Genomic DNA, 16501 nt, shown 5'->3' on the forward strand with positions numbered 1-16501 from the left:
CCGCATGACGATCAAGGCACGCAGGGCGCTCGTCGCCATCGCGGCGGTGGCCGGGGTGGGCATCACCTCTGGCTGCGGGTTCACCGTCGAAGACCTGCCGCTGCCCAAGCCGGGACAGGCGGGCGAGACCTACACCGTCCAGGCGGTGTTCGAGAACGCGCTGAACCTGCCCGACCAGGCCAAGGTGAAGATCGGCGGTTCGGATGTCGGTGTGGTCACCAACATCACGACCAAGAACTTCCAGGCCGTCGTCGACCTGAGCATCCGCAGCGATATCGAGTTGCCCAAGGGCAGCACCGCCGAACTGCGCCAGGCCACCCCGCTCGGTGACGTGTTCGTCGCGCTGTCCAAGCCGAAGGCCGAGCCGGGCGCGCCGATGCTGCACGACGGCGACACACTGACGATCGAGGACACCTCGGCGGGCGCCTCCGTCGAGCAGCTGCTCATCTCGGTGTCCATGCTGTTCAACGGCGGCGGCATCGCCTCGCTCACCAAGCTGACCTCGGAGCTGGATTCCATCGTCGGCGGGCGCGGGCCGCAGGTCGCGCACCTGATCAACGAATTGACCGGTGTGGTCGGCAGTTTGAACGACAACACCGCCCGCGTCGACTCGGTGCTGAACCAGTTCAGCACGCTGGCGACCACCCTCGAGTCGCGGCGCGCGGAACTCGGTCAGGTCGCCGACACGCTGCCCCAGATGATCGGCGCTGTCGCCGAGAACAACCGGGCGATCGGCGAACTGCTGACCAAGATCTCGGAGACCAGCGCCGCGCTCGGCGACTACTCCGACACCACGGGTGACCAGCTGGCCAGCCTGCTGGACAACACCCAGGCACTGATGGACGCGCTCGCGCGAACCGGCGACGACTTCGGCCTGCTGATGGACCGTCTGCACGAGATCCGGCCGAAGGTCGACGCCACCTTCCGCGGCCGCAGCTTCGCCGTCTACGCCACCGCGACGAACCTCGATATCAGCGCGCTGACCGACCCGCAGCACGGCAGGCTGCCGAACCTGGAAGACCTGCAGGACTTCGCGGGCAGCCTGATCCAGGTGCTGCAACTCGTGCAGCAGCGGGTGACGGGGGGCCACCGGTGAGCGCGGTCTCGAAGATCTGGTCGAACAAGCTGATCCTCTCGGGGATCGGCCTGGTGCTCGTGCTGCTCGTCGGCGCGTCGTACCTGCTGGTGAGTGTCATGCGGATCAATCCGCTGCGGTCCAGCTACACCGTGACGGTGAACCTGGACCGCTCCGGCGGTCTGCAGCCGGGCAACGACGTGACCCTGCGCGGCTACCGCGTCGGCAAGGTCACCTCGATCGAGCTGACCGACCGCGGCCAGGCCATCGCCGCCCGCGCCGAGATCGACAGCCGGTACAAGATCCCGGTCGACACCGACGTGGCGGTGCAGGCGCTGTCTGCCGCCGGTGAGCAGTACATCGACTTCCGGCCCGGCACCGAGGACGGACCGTTCCTCGCCGACGGCGCCGTCGTCCAGTTCGATCCAGAGACCGTCAAGACGCCGACGCCGGTGTGGTCGGTGCTGGACAACACCAGCGCGCTGATCGCGCAGGTCGATCCGGACAAGTTCAGCGTCATCCTCGCGGAGCTGGACATCGCGCTCAGCGGCGGCCCGGATCAGCTGCGCGGTCTGGTCAACGGCATCAGCCTGGCCACGTCCGGCCTCGACTCGCTGCTCCCGCAAACCACCAGCCTGATCACCAACCTGCGCACCATCGCCGACACCACGTCGCAGGCGCAGCCGGATCTCGCCATTCTCACCGCCAACTCCGGGGAACTGTTCGCACAGTTCAACGCGGCCAACGCGGAGCTGCAGGGCGTGCTGGACTCGGGCCCGGGACAGCTGGAGAGCCTCGGCGCCGTGCTGGACAAGACCGCGGACCCGATCACCAGCCTGGTCACCAACTTCGTCGCCATCACCAAGGCAGCGCAGTTGCGCCTGCCCGCGCTGCGCGCGCTGTTCCCGTCGCTCGCGCTCGGCGCCGAGGCGCTCGGTGTCCCGGCGTGGGACAACGAGTTCCACGCGATGATCGATATCTGGCCCCGGCCGTACTGCACCTACAACACCCCGCAGATCCGCAACGAGGTCGTCCAGGACGGCAGCATCCCGAAGTGGAACTACTGCGTGAACCCGCCGCCGGGTCAGCAGATCCGTGGCGCCGCGAACGCGCCGCGGCCGAACGTGCCGAACAACGGCGCCCAGATGCCTCCGGGTGTGGATCCCAACGAGCGGACCCTTCCCCCGGTGCGGTGAGTGACCCGGGCCACCGGCTGTCCGGTCGGCCCGGCATACTCGCTGGTAGAACCCGTACGGTTTGCCCATGCGGGCCAGCCAGCCGAATCGGTGCGTGCGCGCGCCGGGAAAGAGCAGGATTTATCGATGTCCACCGACGACGCCGACACCAATAAAGACGCCGAGACCACGAAGAAGACCGCCGAGGAGAGCGCCGCGACCGACGCGGCGGGGGCGAGCGACGCGGCGACGGCCAAGCTTGACCTGGGGAAGGCGGGCGAGAAGCAGACGAAGAGCGAGCCGAAGCCGAAGCCGACACCCGCGGCGAGCCAGGACCGCTCGAATCTGCTGCCGGTGATCGCGGCCTTCGTGGCGGGCATTCTGCTCGTCGCGGCCGTCACCGCGGTGGTGGTCTTCTACCTGCAGGCACAGAAGAAGTCGGACGAGCTCGCCGCCGTCAACGACGCGACGCGGGCGGCCTGCGATTTCGGCCGCGACGTCTCGGTCTACGACTACTCCAAGGACCTCGAGGGCTACTTCACCAAGGTCAAGGAGGGCTCCACCGGCGAGTTCCTGAAGGAGTTCACCGACGCCACCACCGCGCTCACCGACGCGATGGTGCAGGCGCAGGTCAAGTCCTGGGCCGACGACGTGCAGTGCGGGTACCAGTCCGGTGACACCAGCGAAGCCAAGGTGCTGGTGACGCTGACCCAGTTCCGTACCAACTTCACCCAGCAGCAGCCGGATCGACAGTTCGTGGTCATCGTCGCCGACCTGCAGAACGAGGACGGCAAGTGGAAGGTGGCCAAGCTCGACTCGCCGATGCTGAAGGGCGGCGGCACCGGCCTGCCCGGCGGTGCGCCCGCGCCCGCTCCGGCCCCGACCGAGCAGCCGCAGCCACAGCCAGGCAACTGATCGCTCGACAGTTCTCCGAAAGCGCCTCCGGCGGTGGGCCCAGTCACCACCGCCGGAGGTCTTTCGGGCGGTCCTCCTGCGGTCGCGGAGCTGCTCAGAACAGAGTCAAAGTCTGAGGAGCCGACGCGACCGCCTTCCCCGAGGCCCGCGGCCCGGTGGTCTTCTGTTGCGGTGCGGCATTTCGCTGTTGCGGTGCAGCGCTTTTCGCCAGCGTCACCGACAGCGGCACGGTCGTCTTCGCCAGCGGCACCGTGGTTTTCGGCGTATCCACCGCCGCGAGTTCGGTGGTGTCGACCTCGGCGGCGGACGCCGAGGCGGCGGCCTTCCGCGCCGCTTCGCCCGCCAGGGTGTCGGCCATCTCGTTGAAGTAATTGCCGACATGGCCGCGCACCCAACGGAATCGGACCGGACCCGGCCTGCTCGCGATGGCGCGGTCGATCTGCTTGATGATCTCCACGTTCTTGACGGCGCCGCCGGTAGACGTGCGCCAGCCGTTCAGCCGCCAGCTCGATATCCATTCCGACGCGCACTTGATCGCGTAGAGCGAATCGCTTTCGATCAGAAGGGGTTCGGCGCCGGGGTGTGCCTCGATGGCCTCCAGGACCGCGCGTAGCTCGGCGATCTGATTCGTCCCCGTCGCGGCTCCCCCGCTGCGCGAGGCGCCCCCCTGATGATTGACCCAAGCCCAGCCGATAGCGCCGCCGGGATTTCGGAGGCAGGATCCGTCGGTGCTCACGATGATCATGGCTGGCACCCTACGCAATCCGACCGACAAGATCGGTACCGTGGAATTCCTCTATCTCCCTTCGCAATTGAGACTCGGTGCGACGTAACGCCGATCGCACGGCATTGTCGACCAAGCCCGCGCACATGCGGCCGAGGAAGCCGCGAGGTGCAGCGTACTCCGCTTCGGAGGTCAGCACCGACCGTCCATAGCCGAGCGGGTCGAAACGCAGCGTCAGCGTTCCCGACAACCGCCCACGCAGCGTATACCCGATCACCACGTTGCGGCGATATTCGGTGATCTCGCAGGGGATCGTCGGACGCCAGAGACCGAGTCGGACCGTTGTAGCGAAGCGGGCGCCGGGACCTTGGTCCAGTTCGCCGGTGGGCTCGAAGGAGGCGACGCCGAACATCCAATCCGGCACGAACAGGTGGTTGTCCGTGTACGTGAACGCCACTTCGACGGGTGCCCCGACGTCACTCGCGTACTTGATGTGGCCCATAGGCCCTCCCTGATCCACGGCTGCGGACAAAAGTACTACAGCTCTCCTCTTTATTCGAGGGGTTGGGCGGATTTCGGGTAGCGGTCCTTTCCATATCGCGACCGGCCGGTTGCTTGGTTCTCTGGGTACTTCCGGTCCGGTTTCCGCGGTCGGCGTTTCGTCAGATCAGGTCGACGATGTACTCCGCGATGGGCATTGCCGAGGTCGCCGCGGGCGAGGGCGCGTTGAGCACGTGCACCGAGCGCGCGGTGCGTTCGATCATGAAGTCGTGGACCAGGGTGCCGTCGCGCAACACCGCCTGCGCGCGGATGCCTGCCGGGCGCGGTCGCAGGTCGGCGGCGGTGAGTTCCGGGCAGTAGCGGCGACATTCGGCCAGATAGCCGCGCTTGAACACCGAATTGCGCAGTTCGCGCAGACCCGTCTTGAAGTGCGCGCGGGCGACCCGGTGCACGCCGGGAAAGCCCACGACCTCTTTGGCGTCGCGCAGGTCGACGCTCCCCTTTCGATAGCCCTCGCGCGCGAGGCCGAGCACCGCGTTGGGGCCGACGGTGAGTTCGCCGTCGATGGTCGGGCTCAGGTGCACGCCGAGGAACGGCAGGTTCGGGTCGGGCACCGGATAGATCAGCGTGCGCACCAGACCGGCGCGTTCGGGCGGCAGCTGGTAGTACTCGCCGCGGAACGGGACGATGCGAAAGTCGATCGGCAGACCCGCGAGTCGCGCCATCCGATCGGCTTGCAGTCCGGCGCAGACCACCAGGGTGCGTGCGGTCCACGCGCCGGTCTTGCCGGTGATCGTCACCGCCGAGTCGGTCTCCTCGATGGCGGTGACCTCCGCGCCGAGCACGATCTCACCGCCCGCCGCGCGAACCTGTTCGGCGAGCGCCGCGGTCACCTCGCGGTAGTCGATGATGCCGGTGCCCGGCACGAAAAGCGCGCCGACGCCGGTGATCCGCGGCTCGCGCCGCACGAGCTCGGCGGCGTCGACGAGTTCGACCTCCACCCCGTTGGTGACCGAGCGCTCGTACAGCGCCAGCATCCGTTCGTATTCGTCGGCATCGGTGGCCACCAGCAGTTTTCCGCACACCTCGTACGGAATCCCTTGCGCCGCGGCGAAATCCTTCGTCCACCGCGCACCCCGCCTGCACAACTCGGCCTTCAGACTCCCCGGCTCGTAATAGATCCCGGAGTGAATCACCCCGCTGTTGTGCCCCGTCTGATGCACCCCCAACGCCCCGGCCTTCTCGACCAACACCACCCGAGCCCCGGAATGCCGCTCCACCAGCCGCCGAGCCGTCGCCACCCCGACGATCCCACCCCCGATCACGCAAAAGTCGTACACGTCAGCCGACAGTACCGGGGTGAGGCGATAATGCGTTGACACTCGGAAGAGGACTTCCTATGGTGGTGTCACCAACCCAGTCCTCTCGATAGGGCTGGGTCTTTTTTTGCCGGTTTCCCGGGGTCTTCTGAACGTCGCCTTGCTCTGAGCTTGCAGTCGAGGGGGTCCGCATGAGGATTGGCGTGTACGTCGACGCCTACAACCCGTACTACGGCATGCGCGGCATTTGTGGCCGCGGTACCGCAGGTTGGCGCTGGCTGGATGTTCGGGCGTTGGCGGAATCTCTATGCGGTTGGCAGGGCTCTGCGATCACGCGCGTCGTGTACTGCACAGCACGTGTCGATGCAGGCGACAATCCCAGCGCTTACGCGGATCAGGATGTCTACCTCAAGGCGCTTCGCGCGCACCGTTCGATCGACACGTTGGAACTAGGACGCTACGTGGCATGGCCGAAGGTCGCGCCGCTCGCGACGGCCTCTAAGACCGGCCGAGCGGAGGTGTTCGTACCGACAGGTGCGGAGTCGTGGTCGCCCGGCTTGCCGATCCGCCGCAAAACGAACGGCTCTGGCGACGACGTCCTGCTCGCGACCGTGCGAATGCGGGAGGAGAAAGGATCGGACGTGAATGTCGCGACACATCTGCTGGCCGATGTCTACCGACGGGATATCGACGGCGCGCTCGTCATTTCGAATGGTTCCGACCTCGCGCTGCCGCTGCGAATCGCTCGCGGGCAGGTGCCCGTGGGCACGGTCAACCCGGGATCGAAGCCACTCGCCGGGGCGCTGCGGGGGCTGAAATCCGAAGGACCCGGCGGCCATTGGTGGGCGAATCTGTCGGCTCGGCATTTCTACCGGCACCAGCTACCGGATCCGGTGGCCGGGCGGTGGCGTAAGCCTCCTGGCTGGTGAGTCGGGTCAGATGGTGGTGGCGTGGGCGTCCGGAGCGTCCGGAGCGTCCGGAGCGGCGGGGGCGTCCGGAGCGGCGGGGGCGGCCGGGTTGGTTGGGGCCGGGTGGCGCTGGAGTTCGATGGTGTGTTCGCCGAGGTTGGCGTCCGAGAGGACGAAGGCGATTTCGCCGCTGCGGGTGTCGATTTCGGCGCGGATCTGGGTGATTCCGGTGGGGTCCAGGTCGATGCCGAGGTGGGCGCGCACGGGCTCGGAGAGCACGAGGCCGGTGAGCGTCGAGAAGGCGTTGGTGTCGACGGTGAACGCGACGGTGCCGGTGCGGACCGGGGCGACTTGCGCGCCAACGTAGGCGGTGCCGAGGCCGAGGCGCCCGCCGAGTCCAGTGGGTCGCGCCGGAGCGGCGGCCGGATCTGGTTGCGGCACAACAGCTTCCGCCGGAAAAACGGAGGCTTGGTAGGTCGGCAGCACGTGCGCCTTACCGGCGAGCAAGGTTTCGACGGGTCGCGGACCCGGGTGTGGCGCGAAGGGCTCGACGATCGGCGCGGGCGGCGGCGCGGCTCGTCCGGCGCCGGAGTGGGTGTCGGCCATCTGGTTCACGACGTACCCACCTGCGACAAAAGTGAGGCTGAGGCTGGCCGCGCCGGCCAACACGATCGCGGTATGACGCATGATCTGAGCAGGTTTGTGTGCCGTCACGATGCGTTCCTTTCCCTCCGCCCCGACTCCCCTCGCGTCGTCGGCCCGCATCGTTGAAAGCCGAACGCCTGTCCAGGTTACGACGCTTCGCGATCTTGGACGGCATCCGTGCGAGCAGGATCACAATAGACCGCGCTACGGATGTTTCCGGCATCTGACGAGGGGGTAAAAATCGGTTAGCTGGCGAGCGTCATTCTCGACTGCCACTCTTAGACACCCGGCCAACGGCGTCCGGCCGTCGACGCGAACGGCGCACCCAAGTGTGGCGCTCGCCCGCTCCCGAGTTCTCAAATCGGGTCGGGTGAAGCCCGGTCGGACGTTGTCCGGCCGGGCTGCCTGCCATTTCGGCAGCGGTCAGGCGAATTGCCCTGCGGCCCGGCCCTCCCCGGACGGTCCCGCGAAGACCTGGGCGATCGTCAACCACTCCTGCGCATCCGGGCCTTCGGCGCGCACCGCCAGGTCGTCGGGGTGGCGGCGCTGGGTGACGAGCAGGCAGAAGTCCAACGCGGGCCCGCTCACCCGCTGCGCCGCGTCCTCCGGACCCCAGGTCCACACCGAGTCGTCCGGCGCGGTGAGTTCGACGCGGAATTCCTCGGCGGGCGCCGCCTTGCCCCGCACCGAATAGGCGAAGTTCCTGGTCCGCACGCCGAGATGGGCCACGCTGCGCAACCGCGCGGTCGGCTCGCGCGTCACGCCGAGCGCGTCGGCCACGTCCTGACCGTGCGCCCACGTCTCCATGAGCCGCGCGGTGATCATCGAGGCCGGGCTCATCGGCGGGCCGAACCACGGCAACTTGGTCCCGGCAGGTACCGCGCGCAGCGCCTCGATCAGCGTCTTGCGTCCGGCGCGCCAGCGCTCGAGCAGCTCGGAGGGCGGGGCCGCGGCGGCTTCCTCGGCCGCCTCGTCGACGAAGGTCAGCGCCTTGGGCGCGGCGGCGGTGACTTGTTTCGCGAACTCGTCGGCATCGGAGGCGGCGATGGTCGCGACCTCGTCGGTCCAGGTGAGGTGCCCGATCTGGTGGGCGATGCGCCAGCCGGGCGCGGGCGTCGGCCGGGCCCAGTCCGCGGGCGCCAGCGGGGCGACAAGTCGTTCCAGGTCCGCGCATTCGTCGGCGAAATCGCCGAGCAGCGCCTCGAGGTCAGCCATGAGTTCCCTTGCCGATCGCGGGCACACCGCCGCGTGTGCCTGGTGTGACCCAGCATCGCAGCGGCGCGGAAAAAATGCAAGCACGCGTGCTTGTATTTCCGCGTGGTCTACCACCCGAAAAGCACCAGGTGGGCCGCGCCGACGACCAACCCGAGCACGGCGCCGTGCAGGTACAGCAGCCAGGCGTCCTGCTCCACCGAGGCGTAGAACATCTCCATGAACTCGCCGGGGCTCAGCTGTTGCAGCTTGCGCGCGGCGAACTCGTCGATCTTCTTCGCCTGCTCGCGCGCGAACTCCTCGTCCTCGATCATGCTCGGCGCCAACGCGACAGCGGCACCGGCCGCGCCGACCTTGAGATTGTCGAACTGCCGTTTGCCGAACGCCGCGCGCACCATCGAGTGCGTGGGCCCTAGCTGGCGGTGGATCTCCTCGGAGATCAGCCGCTCGACGAGCTGGCGGGTCTTGTCGCCGTTCGGACCGTCGAGCAGTTCCGAGGCCAGGTTCGGCAGCGTGAGCACCTGGTACGCCAGGATGCGCGCGAGGTCGGTCGCGGCCTGCGGCTGGCGCTTGGCCAGCAGTGCCTGGCGCCACAGGTACTTGTACCGCGGCTGCGGATCGCCCGGCTCGAAGACCATCTTCACCGCGATGACGTTCACGATGACGCCGATCGCCGCCGCGCTGAGCAGCACGATCACCCAGGCGGGCACCCAGCCGAGCACCGGAATGCGGTCGTGCACGTGCAGATACAGCGCCATCAGCAGGCCGAACGGCGCGCCGAGGAAGCCGATGCGCACCATGAACTTCAGCTCGGGGGCGGCGATGGTGGTGGTGAGGTCCTTGAGGATGTCGGGGTTCTCGCGCAGGTAGCGGATGACGAAGCTCTTGATGTCGATGAGCTGATCGATGTTGTCGCCGAGCGAATCGAAGGCCCGGCGCGTCAGCTTCGGCAGCTGCCGGTCCACCCGCTGGTAGATGACCTGTCGCATCTGCCGCGGCACCGAGCGCCACAGGTCCGGGTTCTCCCGGTACATCACCTCGTCGACGAGCGGCTGCACCTGTTTACGCGCCAGCTCGGCGATGTAGTCGGCGATGCCGTACAGATCGAGCTCGTGGATGAAGTCCCTTGGACTGCCGATCCGCATCAGCGCCTTGTCGACGCAGATGCTCGCCATCTTCTCCGCGCGCGCCGGAATGAAGCCTTGGAAGCCGAGTTGGCGGCCGTCGCCCGAGAAGGTCGGCAGCACCTGCACCCGCCGCGGCAGGTACGGGTACAGCACGTGCAGACCCGGCACGCGGAAGCCGCGGAACTGTACCGGCCAGAAGAGCATCAGCACGCCGGTCCAGTTGGTCAGCCAGCCGGCGAGTGCGCTGAAAATGGGGAAAGTGACCAGGTCGACGACGAACTTCGTCTGGCCGGTGAGCTCTTCCCAGTCGATGAACACCCCTGAGGCGAGAGTGGTCATCCTGGGATCCCCCTAATGGCGCGAGCTGAAGAGGACCCCACATTCTCATTGCGATTGCGAGGGTGTCAACGCGGGAGCGGGAACTGTCACAGACGGCCGAGGTTCCGTTCTGTCTTCGCTCTGAGCGAACGTCCATGAGGGCGCGGAACAAAGACGGGAAGGGTGGGGTTGAGTAGGCATCGCTCAACTTTTGGAAGGGTCGAAGACGTGACTACACCTCAGAATCTGCCGGTGCTGTTCCTGACCGATCCGATCGTGCTGCCGGGCATGGTCGTGCCCATCGAACTGGACGAATCGGCGCAGGCCGCGATCGACGCCGCGCGCGCAGCCAAGTCCGAGGCGGTGCTGCTCGCGCCGCGACTGACCGAGGGCTATGCCTCGTACGGCGTCGTCGCGACCATCGAACAGGTCGGCCGGATGCGCGGTGGCGCGCCCGCGGCGGTCCTGAAGGCGGAGCGGCGCGCCAAGATCGGCCACGGGGTCACCGGGCCGGGCGCCGCGCTGTGGGTCGAGGCCGAACCGGTCGAGAATCCGGCGCCGGACGGCCGGACCAAGGAGCTGGCCGCCGAATACAAGAAGCTTGTCGTCTCGGTGCTGCAGCGTCGCGAGGCGTGGCAGATCATCGACGCGGTCAACCAGCTGACCGACCCGTCCGCGATCGCCGACACCGCGGGCTACGCGCCGTACCTGACCCCCGAGCAGAAGCGCGAACTGCTCGAGACTCCCGAGGTCGCCAAGCGCCTGACCACGCTCATCGAGTGGACAAAGGCGCACATCGCCGAGGCCGAGGTCACCGAGAAGATCAGTGACGAGGTCCGCGAGAATATGGAGAAGAGCCAGCGCGAGTTCCTGCTTCGCCAGCAGCTCAACGCCATTCGCAAGGAGCTCGGCGAGGACGAGCCCGACGGCGCCGAGGACTACCGCACCCGCGTGGAGCAGGCCGACCTGCCCGAGTCCGTCCGCGAGGCGGCGCTGCGCGAGGTCGGCAGGCTGGAGCGGTCCAGCGACCAGAGCCCGGAATCCGGCTGGATCCGGACCTGGCTGGACACCGTGCTCGAACTGCCGTGGAACGAGAAGACCACCGATTCCACCGACGTCTCCGCCGCACGCGCGGTGCTGGACGCCGATCACCACGGCTTGGACGAGGTCAAGGACCGGATGGTCGAGTACCTGGCGGTGCGGGCCCGGCGCGCGCAGCGCGGGCTGGAGGTCGTCGGCGGACGCGGCTCCGGCGCGGTGCTCGTGCTGGTCGGTCCGCCCGGTGTCGGCAAGACCTCGCTGGGTGAGTCCGTCGCACGGGCCTTGGGGCGCAAGTTCGTTCGCGTCGCCCTGGGTGGCGTGCGCGACGAGGCCGAGATCCGCGGCCACCGCCGCACCTACGTCGGCGCCCTGCCCGGCCGCATCGTGCGCGCCATGAAGGAGGCGGGCTCGATGAACCCGGTCGTGCTGCTCGACGAGATCGACAAGGTCGGTTCCGATTTCCGCGGCGACCCGGCGGCGGCCCTACTCGAGGTGCTCGATCCGGCGCAGAACCACACCTTCCGCGATCACTACCTGGACCTGGATCTCGACCTGTCCGACGTGCTGTTCATCGCGACGGCGAACGTCATGGAGACCATCCCCGGTCCGCTGCTCGACCGCATGGAGCTGATCACGGTCGACGGCTACACCGAGGCCGACAAGGTCGCGATCGCCCGCGACTTCCTGATTCCGCGCCAGCTCGAGCGCAATGCGCTGACCGCCGAGGAGGTTTCGATCACCGAGGAGGCGTTGCGCGAGATCGCGGCGAACTACACCAGGGAAGCGGGCGTGCGGCAGATGGAGCGCCTGATCGCGAAGGCGTTGCGGAAGGCCGCGACTCGGCTCGCGGAGGACGAAGTCGGTTCCGGCGCAACGGTGTCCGACATCGGTCTGGGTTACGACCCCGAACTCGGCTACGACACGATCTCTTCCGGTCACCTGACCATCGGTCTCGGCGACCTCAAGGATTACCTCGGCCGTCCCCGGTTCACCCCGGATTCGGTGGAGCGGACCGCGGTCCCCGGCGTGGCGACCGGCCTCGCGGTGACCGGCGCGGGCGGTGACGTCCTCTACATCGAGGCCAACGCCGCGGAGGGCGAGCGCTCGCTGACCCTGACCGGCCAGCTCGGCGACGTCATGAAGGAATCGGCGCAGATCGCGCTGACCTACGTGCGCTCGCACCTGGAGGAGATCGGCATCGAACCGTCGGTGCTCGACCGCAACATCCACATCCACTTCCCGGCGGGCGCGGTGCCCAAGGACGGTCCGTCCGCGGGCGTCACCATGGTCACCGCCTTGGTGTCGCTGGCCCTCGGCCGCCAAGTGCGCTCGGACGTCGGCATGACCGGCGAGGTCACGCTGAACGGTCGGGTCCTGCCGATCGGCGGCGTGAAGCAGAAGCTGCTCGCCGCGCAGCGCGCCGGGTTGAAGACCGTGTTCATTCCGGCCCGCAACGAGCCGGATCTGGACGAGGTGCCCGCCGAAGTGCTTGCGGCGCTGGATGTTCGACCGGTCGCCGACGTGGCGGACATCCTGGCCTACGCCATCGAGCCGGTGGTGGAGCCCGCGGTGAATCGGCCCGCCTTCGCTGCCACCGCATGAGTTCCGGGCCGGGCGCGGGAAACCGCGCCCGGCCCTTCCGGTTCGGGCAGGCTTTCGCTACCCCTGACTAGTGCCACACATGCTTTGCACGCCTCACATAGGCACCGCCTATGTGAGGCGTGCGAACCCTATGTGCCACCACCCCGCGAACCCGATCAAGCGCCCCGAGTTCTCTTTCGACGCCGCGGGTGCTGAAGGGGTGTGCCTGCCGCAGCTTGTTTGGAGCTGGGCTCGGTTTGGTGTGGGTGTTGCGTTGGGGTGACGGTTTTCCGTGTTGGGGGTACCCAAGGGGTGCGCCTACCAGTACTTTCGCCCATTGTTGTGGGTGCTCGGGTAGGCGCGCGTGAACTAGGTAGCCCCAACCTCCGGAACCACGTCCACCAACGCAACCAACCAACCGATCCGGACGAAGCACCCACCCGCACGCAACCATCAGCCCGTGCGGACGGCGCCACCCACCCGCCAGCAGCTACCAGCCCGGACAGCACCGCAGGCGATCAAGCGCCCCCGAGTTCCCTCTCGACACTGCGCGTAGTCCCCTGCGCCACAGCACAAAGCACCGCCTCCCCCTCCTCGGACTCGGCATAGATCTCGCAGCTCACCACGGCTTGCCGACGCGTGGACCCCGTCACCGAGGCCTCGGCCCGCAATCGCACCCCCGAGGCCGGGCGCAGGTAGGTGATGGTGAACCCGCCGGTCAGCACGTTCGGGCCGAGCACGGTTCCTGCGGCGAAGGTGAGGGCGTTGTCGGCCGCGTAGGCGAGCACTCCGCCGTGTACGAAGCCGAACTGCTGGCCGAGTTCCTGCCGGATCGGGATGACGAGGGTGGCGGCGCCGTCGCCGAATCGGGTGATCTCGGTGCCGACCAGATTCGCGAAGGGTTGCGCGGTCAGTATCTGTTCGGCCAGGTCGAGGTCGAGTGCTGTGGTGTCGACGGTCATTGCCGCTCCGTTCTTTTCGGTGTCGATCCGGCGTCGAGGGCGAGCCAGGCCGCCTCGGCGAGTTCCACGCCGACCTGTGTCGGCGCGACGCGGATGTTGCCGCCCAGCCACTGCCGCGAGTACTCCTGCGCGGGGCCGAGCCACAGTGCGTAGACGAGATCCAGGTCCAGTGCGCGCACCGCGCCGTAGGCCGCGTGGGTGCGGTACCAGCGCGCGATGTCGGTCATGAAGGTGCGGTTGGTTTCGCTCTCGCGCACGCCGGGCGGGCGCGCTGAGGTGAGAACCTTTGCGCGGTGCTGGTTTTCGGTCACCCAGCGCAGGTGCTCGCGCACGCCCGCCGTGATGCCCTCGCGCGCGTCGGTGCTCTGGCCGACCACCACCCAGAAGTGCTGCTGGTAGTCGCTCAGCGCGTGCGCCCACACCTGCCGGTACAGATCCGCCTTGTCTGGGAAGTGGTGGTAGAGCGCGCCGACGCTCGCTCCGGCCGCCTCGCGGATCTGCGCGAGCGTCGCGTCCAGCGCTCCGTACTCGGCGAACTGGCGCTCGGCCGCCAGAAGTAACCGATCTCGGATCTTCATAACCAGAATTTAGTTCTGTTTTCCCGCCGCCGCAACGCGGCAATGCCCTGGCCGGCTCCCCTGTGCGGAGACGCACCACCGGACCCTGTTTTTCCCGCCGCCAGGTTCTTACGCAGAGAACCACCCCATGAGCAGGTTCACCCGCTCCCGCATGGTTGTCGTACCAGTGCGGTATTACGGAGACGTGGCCAGATGGCTGTTGCATGTCGATCTCGACCAATTCCAGGCGGCGGTGGAGTTCCGCCGCCACCCGGAACTGCGCGGCAAGCCGGTCATCGTCGGCGGCCACGGCGACCCGAACGAGCCGCGCAAGGTCGTGACCTGCGCGTCGTATCCCGCCCGTGCGTACGGCGTGCGCGCGGGCATGGCGCTGCGCAGCGCACTGCGCAAATGCCCGGACGGAATCTTCCTGCCGCTGGACATGGCCGCCTACGAAGAGGCTTCCGAGGAGGTCATGGCGCTGCTGCGCACATTCCCCGGTCGGGTCGAGGTGTGGGGCTGGGACGAGGCGTTCCTGGCGGCCGACACCGACGATCCCGAACTGCTCGCCAGGGAAATCCGCGGCGCCATCGCCGAGCTGGACCTGACCTGCTCCATCGGCATCGGCGACAACAAACTCACCGCCAAGCTCGCCACCGGCTTCGCCAAGTCCGCGGGCAAATCCTCCGACGCACCCGGCGCGGGCGCCGCCGCGGGCATGTTCCGACTGACCGCCGCCAACTGGACCGAGGTCATGGCACACCGCCCCACCGACGCGCTGTGGGGCATCGGCAGCCGCATCGCCGCCCGGCTGGCCGACCTCGGCATCGACAGCGTCGCCGACCTGATGGCCGCCGACCGCCACCGCCTCGCCGACGCGTTCGGCCCGACCACCGGCCCTTACCTGTGGGTGCTCGGCCACGGCAAGGGCGACACCGAGGTGACCACCGAGCCGCGAATCCCGGTGGGCCGCAGCAAGTCCGAGACCTTCCCGCACGACCTCACCGATCCGGCCGAGATCCGCGCGCAGGTGGCGCGCATCGCGACCGAGGTCGCCGAGGAGATGGCCGAGGCGGGCCGGATCAGCATTCGGGTCTCGGTCACAGTGCGGACCAAAACCTTCTACACCAGCAGCAAACAGGCCAAACTCCCCGAGCCGACCGCCGACGTCGCCACCATCACCGAGACCGCGCTGCGCATCATCGACCGCTTCGACCTGGACCGCCCCGTTCGTCTGCTCGGCGTGCGGTTGGAGTTCGTGCCCGAGGGGTAACGGCCCTTGGTGTCGATCCGCAGGCGTTGACGTGCTGCGGATCGTGGCCCGGAGAATCGGACAGTCGCCCGAGAGGTGCGGCAACCGCGCGGGCCGTCGCGGAGCGCCTCGAGCGGCCGCCGATCCTCGTATGCTCGTCCGCATGGAGTTCTGGGCGATGGTGGCACACGAATCGGACAGCGGGATCGTGTTGACGCGGCAGCAGGTCGACGAGGGATTCCTCGGCCAGGGCACCGTGACGATCAAGGTGCACTACTCGAGCGCCAACTTCAAGGACGGACTCGCCATCACGCCGGGCGGCGGTGTGGTCCGCAACTACCCGATCGTGCCCGGCATCGACATCACCGGCGAGGTCGTCTCCTCCGAATCCGACGATTTCGCGCCGGGTGACCTGGTCGTCGCGCACGGCTACGAGATCGGCGTCTCGCGCAACGGCGGTTTCGCCGAATACGCCAGGGTGCCCGACGAATGGGTGGTGAAGCTGGACGGGTTGAGCACCCGCGACGCCGCCGCCCTCGGCACCGCCGGTTTCACCGCGGCGATGAGCGTGCAGGCCCTGCTCGACCGCGGCCTGACCCCCGACGACGGCGCGATCCTGGTGACCGGCGCTACCGGCGGCGTCGGCAGCGTGGCGGTAGACATCCTGTCCGGCCTCGGCTTCGAGGTCATCGCTTCCACCGGCAAGAAGGACGCGGGCGACCTGCTCTCCGAACTCGGCGCCAACGAGGTGATCGGCCGTCTGCCCGAGGATCCCGAGGCGAAGCTGCGCCCGCTGGCAAAGGCGCAGTGGGCGGGCGCGGTCGACAGCGTCGGCGGCAAGTCGCTGGCCTACGTGCTCAGCTGCATCGGCTACGGCGGCGCGGTCGCGGCCAGCGGCCTCACCGGCGGCCACGACCTCCCCGCCACCGTCATGCCGTTCATCCTGCGCGGCGTCGCCCTGCTCGGCATCGACTCGGTCAACCTCCCGATCGAGAAGCGCCGCGAACTGTGGTCCCGCCTCGGCAAAGACCTACGCCCCCACCACCTCTCCACCCTGGAGAACTACGCCCCGATCACCGAGGTCGAATCCGTGCTCCGCGACATCAAGAGCGGCAACCACACCGGCCGAACCGTCCTCGGCGTCGCCGGCGAATTCTGAGCCGACCAGACCGCGGGCCGCGCCGGTTGG

Annotated in this window: 15 protein-coding genes; 7 read left to right on the forward strand and 8 right to left on the reverse strand. The window is 68.1% G+C overall.

What is annotated here, in order from left to right:
- The first annotated feature begins 4 nt into the window (after positions 1 to 4).
- The 3 genes from CRP45_RS20210 to CRP45_RS20220 all read left to right on the forward strand — a co-directional run bounded on the left by CRP45_RS20210 (position 5) and on the right by CRP45_RS20220 (position 3165).
- The gene (locus tag CRP45_RS20210; RefSeq protein ID WP_097246675.1) at positions 5 to 1096 is read left to right on the forward strand and encodes an MlaD family protein; all 1092 of its coding nucleotides are present in this window, start codon (positions 5 to 7) and stop codon (positions 1094 to 1096) included.
- Positions 1093 to 2271: an MlaD family protein gene (locus CRP45_RS20215; protein WP_067786254.1), complete on the forward strand. Its 1179-nt coding sequence runs from the start codon at positions 1093 to 1095 to the stop codon at positions 2269 to 2271. The genes CRP45_RS20210 and CRP45_RS20215 overlap by 4 nt, the downstream gene beginning before the upstream one ends.
- Before the next feature lie 126 nt (positions 2272 to 2397).
- Complete coding sequence (locus CRP45_RS20220) at positions 2398 to 3165, forward strand: hypothetical protein (protein WP_097246369.1); 768 nt, start codon at positions 2398 to 2400, stop codon at positions 3163 to 3165.
- 94 nt (positions 3166 to 3259) lie between these two features.
- On the opposite strand, the gene CRP45_RS20225 is transcribed toward CRP45_RS20220, so the two are convergent.
- The 3 genes from CRP45_RS20225 to lhgO form a co-directional block, all read right to left on the reverse strand.
- Entirely contained in the window at positions 3260 to 3910 is a 651-nt protein-coding gene (locus CRP45_RS20225) for a ribonuclease H family protein (RefSeq protein WP_097246370.1), read from the reverse strand.
- A gap of 10 nt (positions 3911 to 3920) precedes the next feature.
- Positions 3921 to 4391 (reverse strand): SRPBCC family protein, encoded by a 471-nt coding sequence (locus tag CRP45_RS20230; RefSeq protein WP_067786248.1) that lies wholly within the window; start codon positions 4389 to 4391, stop codon positions 3921 to 3923.
- A gap of 160 nt (positions 4392 to 4551) precedes the next feature.
- Positions 4552 to 5715: an L-2-hydroxyglutarate oxidase gene (lhgO, locus tag CRP45_RS20235; RefSeq protein WP_245910257.1), complete on the reverse strand. Its 1164-nt coding sequence runs from the start codon at positions 5713 to 5715 to the stop codon at positions 4552 to 4554.
- 185 nt (positions 5716 to 5900) lie between these two features.
- Between lhgO and CRP45_RS20240 the strand changes: the two genes are divergently transcribed.
- Positions 5901 to 6638 (forward strand): PIN domain-containing protein, encoded by a 738-nt coding sequence (locus CRP45_RS20240; protein ID WP_097246371.1) that lies wholly within the window; start codon positions 5901 to 5903, stop codon positions 6636 to 6638.
- Positions 6639 to 6644: 6 nt separating this feature from the next.
- Here the strand turns inward: CRP45_RS20240 and CRP45_RS33925 are convergent, their stop codons facing one another.
- From CRP45_RS33925 to CRP45_RS20255, 3 genes are all read right to left on the reverse strand, one after another.
- Positions 6645 to 7331: a hypothetical protein gene (locus CRP45_RS33925; protein ID WP_179830934.1), complete on the reverse strand. Its 687-nt coding sequence runs from the start codon at positions 7329 to 7331 to the stop codon at positions 6645 to 6647.
- A 354-nt stretch (positions 7332 to 7685) separates the two neighbouring features.
- Entirely contained in the window at positions 7686 to 8477 is a 792-nt protein-coding gene (locus CRP45_RS20250; protein WP_097246373.1) for a TIGR03084 family metal-binding protein, read from the reverse strand.
- Between the two features lie 107 nt (positions 8478 to 8584).
- Complete coding sequence (locus tag CRP45_RS20255) at positions 8585 to 9940, reverse strand: DUF445 domain-containing protein (RefSeq protein ID WP_067786240.1); 1356 nt, start codon at positions 9938 to 9940, stop codon at positions 8585 to 8587.
- A gap of 267 nt (positions 9941 to 10207) precedes the next feature.
- Between CRP45_RS20255 and lon the strand changes: the two genes are divergently transcribed.
- Positions 10208 to 12562 (forward strand): endopeptidase La, encoded by a 2355-nt coding sequence (gene lon / locus CRP45_RS20260; protein WP_245910301.1) that lies wholly within the window; start codon positions 10208 to 10210, stop codon positions 12560 to 12562.
- A gap of 497 nt (positions 12563 to 13059) precedes the next feature.
- Here the strand turns inward: lon and CRP45_RS20265 are convergent, their stop codons facing one another.
- Together CRP45_RS20265 and CRP45_RS20270 are read right to left on the reverse strand one after the other, a co-directional pair.
- Positions 13060 to 13503, reverse strand: coding sequence for a PaaI family thioesterase (locus CRP45_RS20265; protein WP_067792526.1), 444 nt, complete (start codon positions 13501 to 13503; stop codon positions 13060 to 13062).
- Positions 13500 to 14081 carry a TetR/AcrR family transcriptional regulator gene (locus CRP45_RS20270; protein ID WP_097246375.1) on the reverse strand — a complete coding sequence of 194 codons (582 nt, stop codon included), beginning with the start codon at positions 14079 to 14081 and terminating at the stop codon, positions 13500 to 13502. Before CRP45_RS20270 ends, CRP45_RS20265 begins: the two co-directional genes overlap by 4 nt.
- 184 nt (positions 14082 to 14265) lie before the next feature.
- Between CRP45_RS20270 and CRP45_RS20275 the strand changes: the two genes are divergently transcribed.
- Together CRP45_RS20275 and CRP45_RS20280 are read left to right on the forward strand one after the other, a co-directional pair.
- Positions 14266 to 15333: a DNA polymerase IV gene (locus tag CRP45_RS20275; protein ID WP_179830935.1), complete on the forward strand. Its 1068-nt coding sequence runs from the start codon at positions 14266 to 14268 to the stop codon at positions 15331 to 15333.
- A gap of 142 nt (positions 15334 to 15475) precedes the next feature.
- Positions 15476 to 16471, forward strand: a complete 996-nt coding sequence (locus CRP45_RS20280) for an oxidoreductase (protein WP_067792578.1) — start codon at positions 15476 to 15478, stop codon at positions 16469 to 16471.
- Positions 16472 to 16501 lie beyond the last annotated feature (30 nt).

Origin of the sequence: Nocardia amikacinitolerans (assembly GCF_900215415.1) — a bacterium.
GTDB classification, from domain to species: Bacteria; Actinomycetota; Actinomycetes; order Mycobacteriales; family Mycobacteriaceae; genus Nocardia; species Nocardia amikacinitolerans.

What these genes read in the sequence shown, in the direction of transcription:
- CRP45_RS20210 (WP_097246675.1), top strand. Translation starts at nt 5, where the DNA reads ATGACGATCAAGGCACGCAGGGCGCTCGTCGCCATCGCGGCGGTGGCC.
- CRP45_RS20220 (WP_097246369.1), top strand. Translation starts at nt 2,398, where the DNA reads ATGTCCACCGACGACGCCGACACCAATAAAGACGCCGAGACCACGAAG.
- CRP45_RS20225 (WP_097246370.1), bottom strand. Translation starts at nt 3,910, where the DNA reads ATGATCATCGTGAGCACCGACGGATCCTGCCTCCGAAATCCCGGCGGC.
- CRP45_RS20230 (WP_067786248.1), bottom strand. Translation starts at nt 4,391, where the DNA reads ATGGGCCACATCAAGTACGCGAGTGACGTCGGGGCACCCGTCGAAGTG.
- CRP45_RS20240 (WP_097246371.1), top strand. Translation starts at nt 5,901, where the DNA reads ATGAGGATTGGCGTGTACGTCGACGCCTACAACCCGTACTACGGCATG.
- CRP45_RS20250 (WP_097246373.1), bottom strand. Translation starts at nt 8,477, where the DNA reads ATGGCTGACCTCGAGGCGCTGCTCGGCGATTTCGCCGACGAATGCGCG.
- CRP45_RS20255 (WP_067786240.1), bottom strand. Translation starts at nt 9,940, where the DNA reads ATGACCACTCTCGCCTCAGGGGTGTTCATCGACTGGGAAGAGCTCACC.
- lon (WP_245910301.1), top strand. Translation starts at nt 10,208, where the DNA reads ATGGTCGTGCCCATCGAACTGGACGAATCGGCGCAGGCCGCGATCGAC.
- CRP45_RS20265 (WP_067792526.1), bottom strand. Translation starts at nt 13,503, where the DNA reads ATGACCGTCGACACCACAGCACTCGACCTCGACCTGGCCGAACAGATA.
- CRP45_RS20270 (WP_097246375.1), bottom strand. Translation starts at nt 14,081, where the DNA reads ATGAAGATCCGAGATCGGTTACTTCTGGCGGCCGAGCGCCAGTTCGCC.
- CRP45_RS20280 (WP_067792578.1), top strand. Translation starts at nt 15,476, where the DNA reads ATGGAGTTCTGGGCGATGGTGGCACACGAATCGGACAGCGGGATCGTG.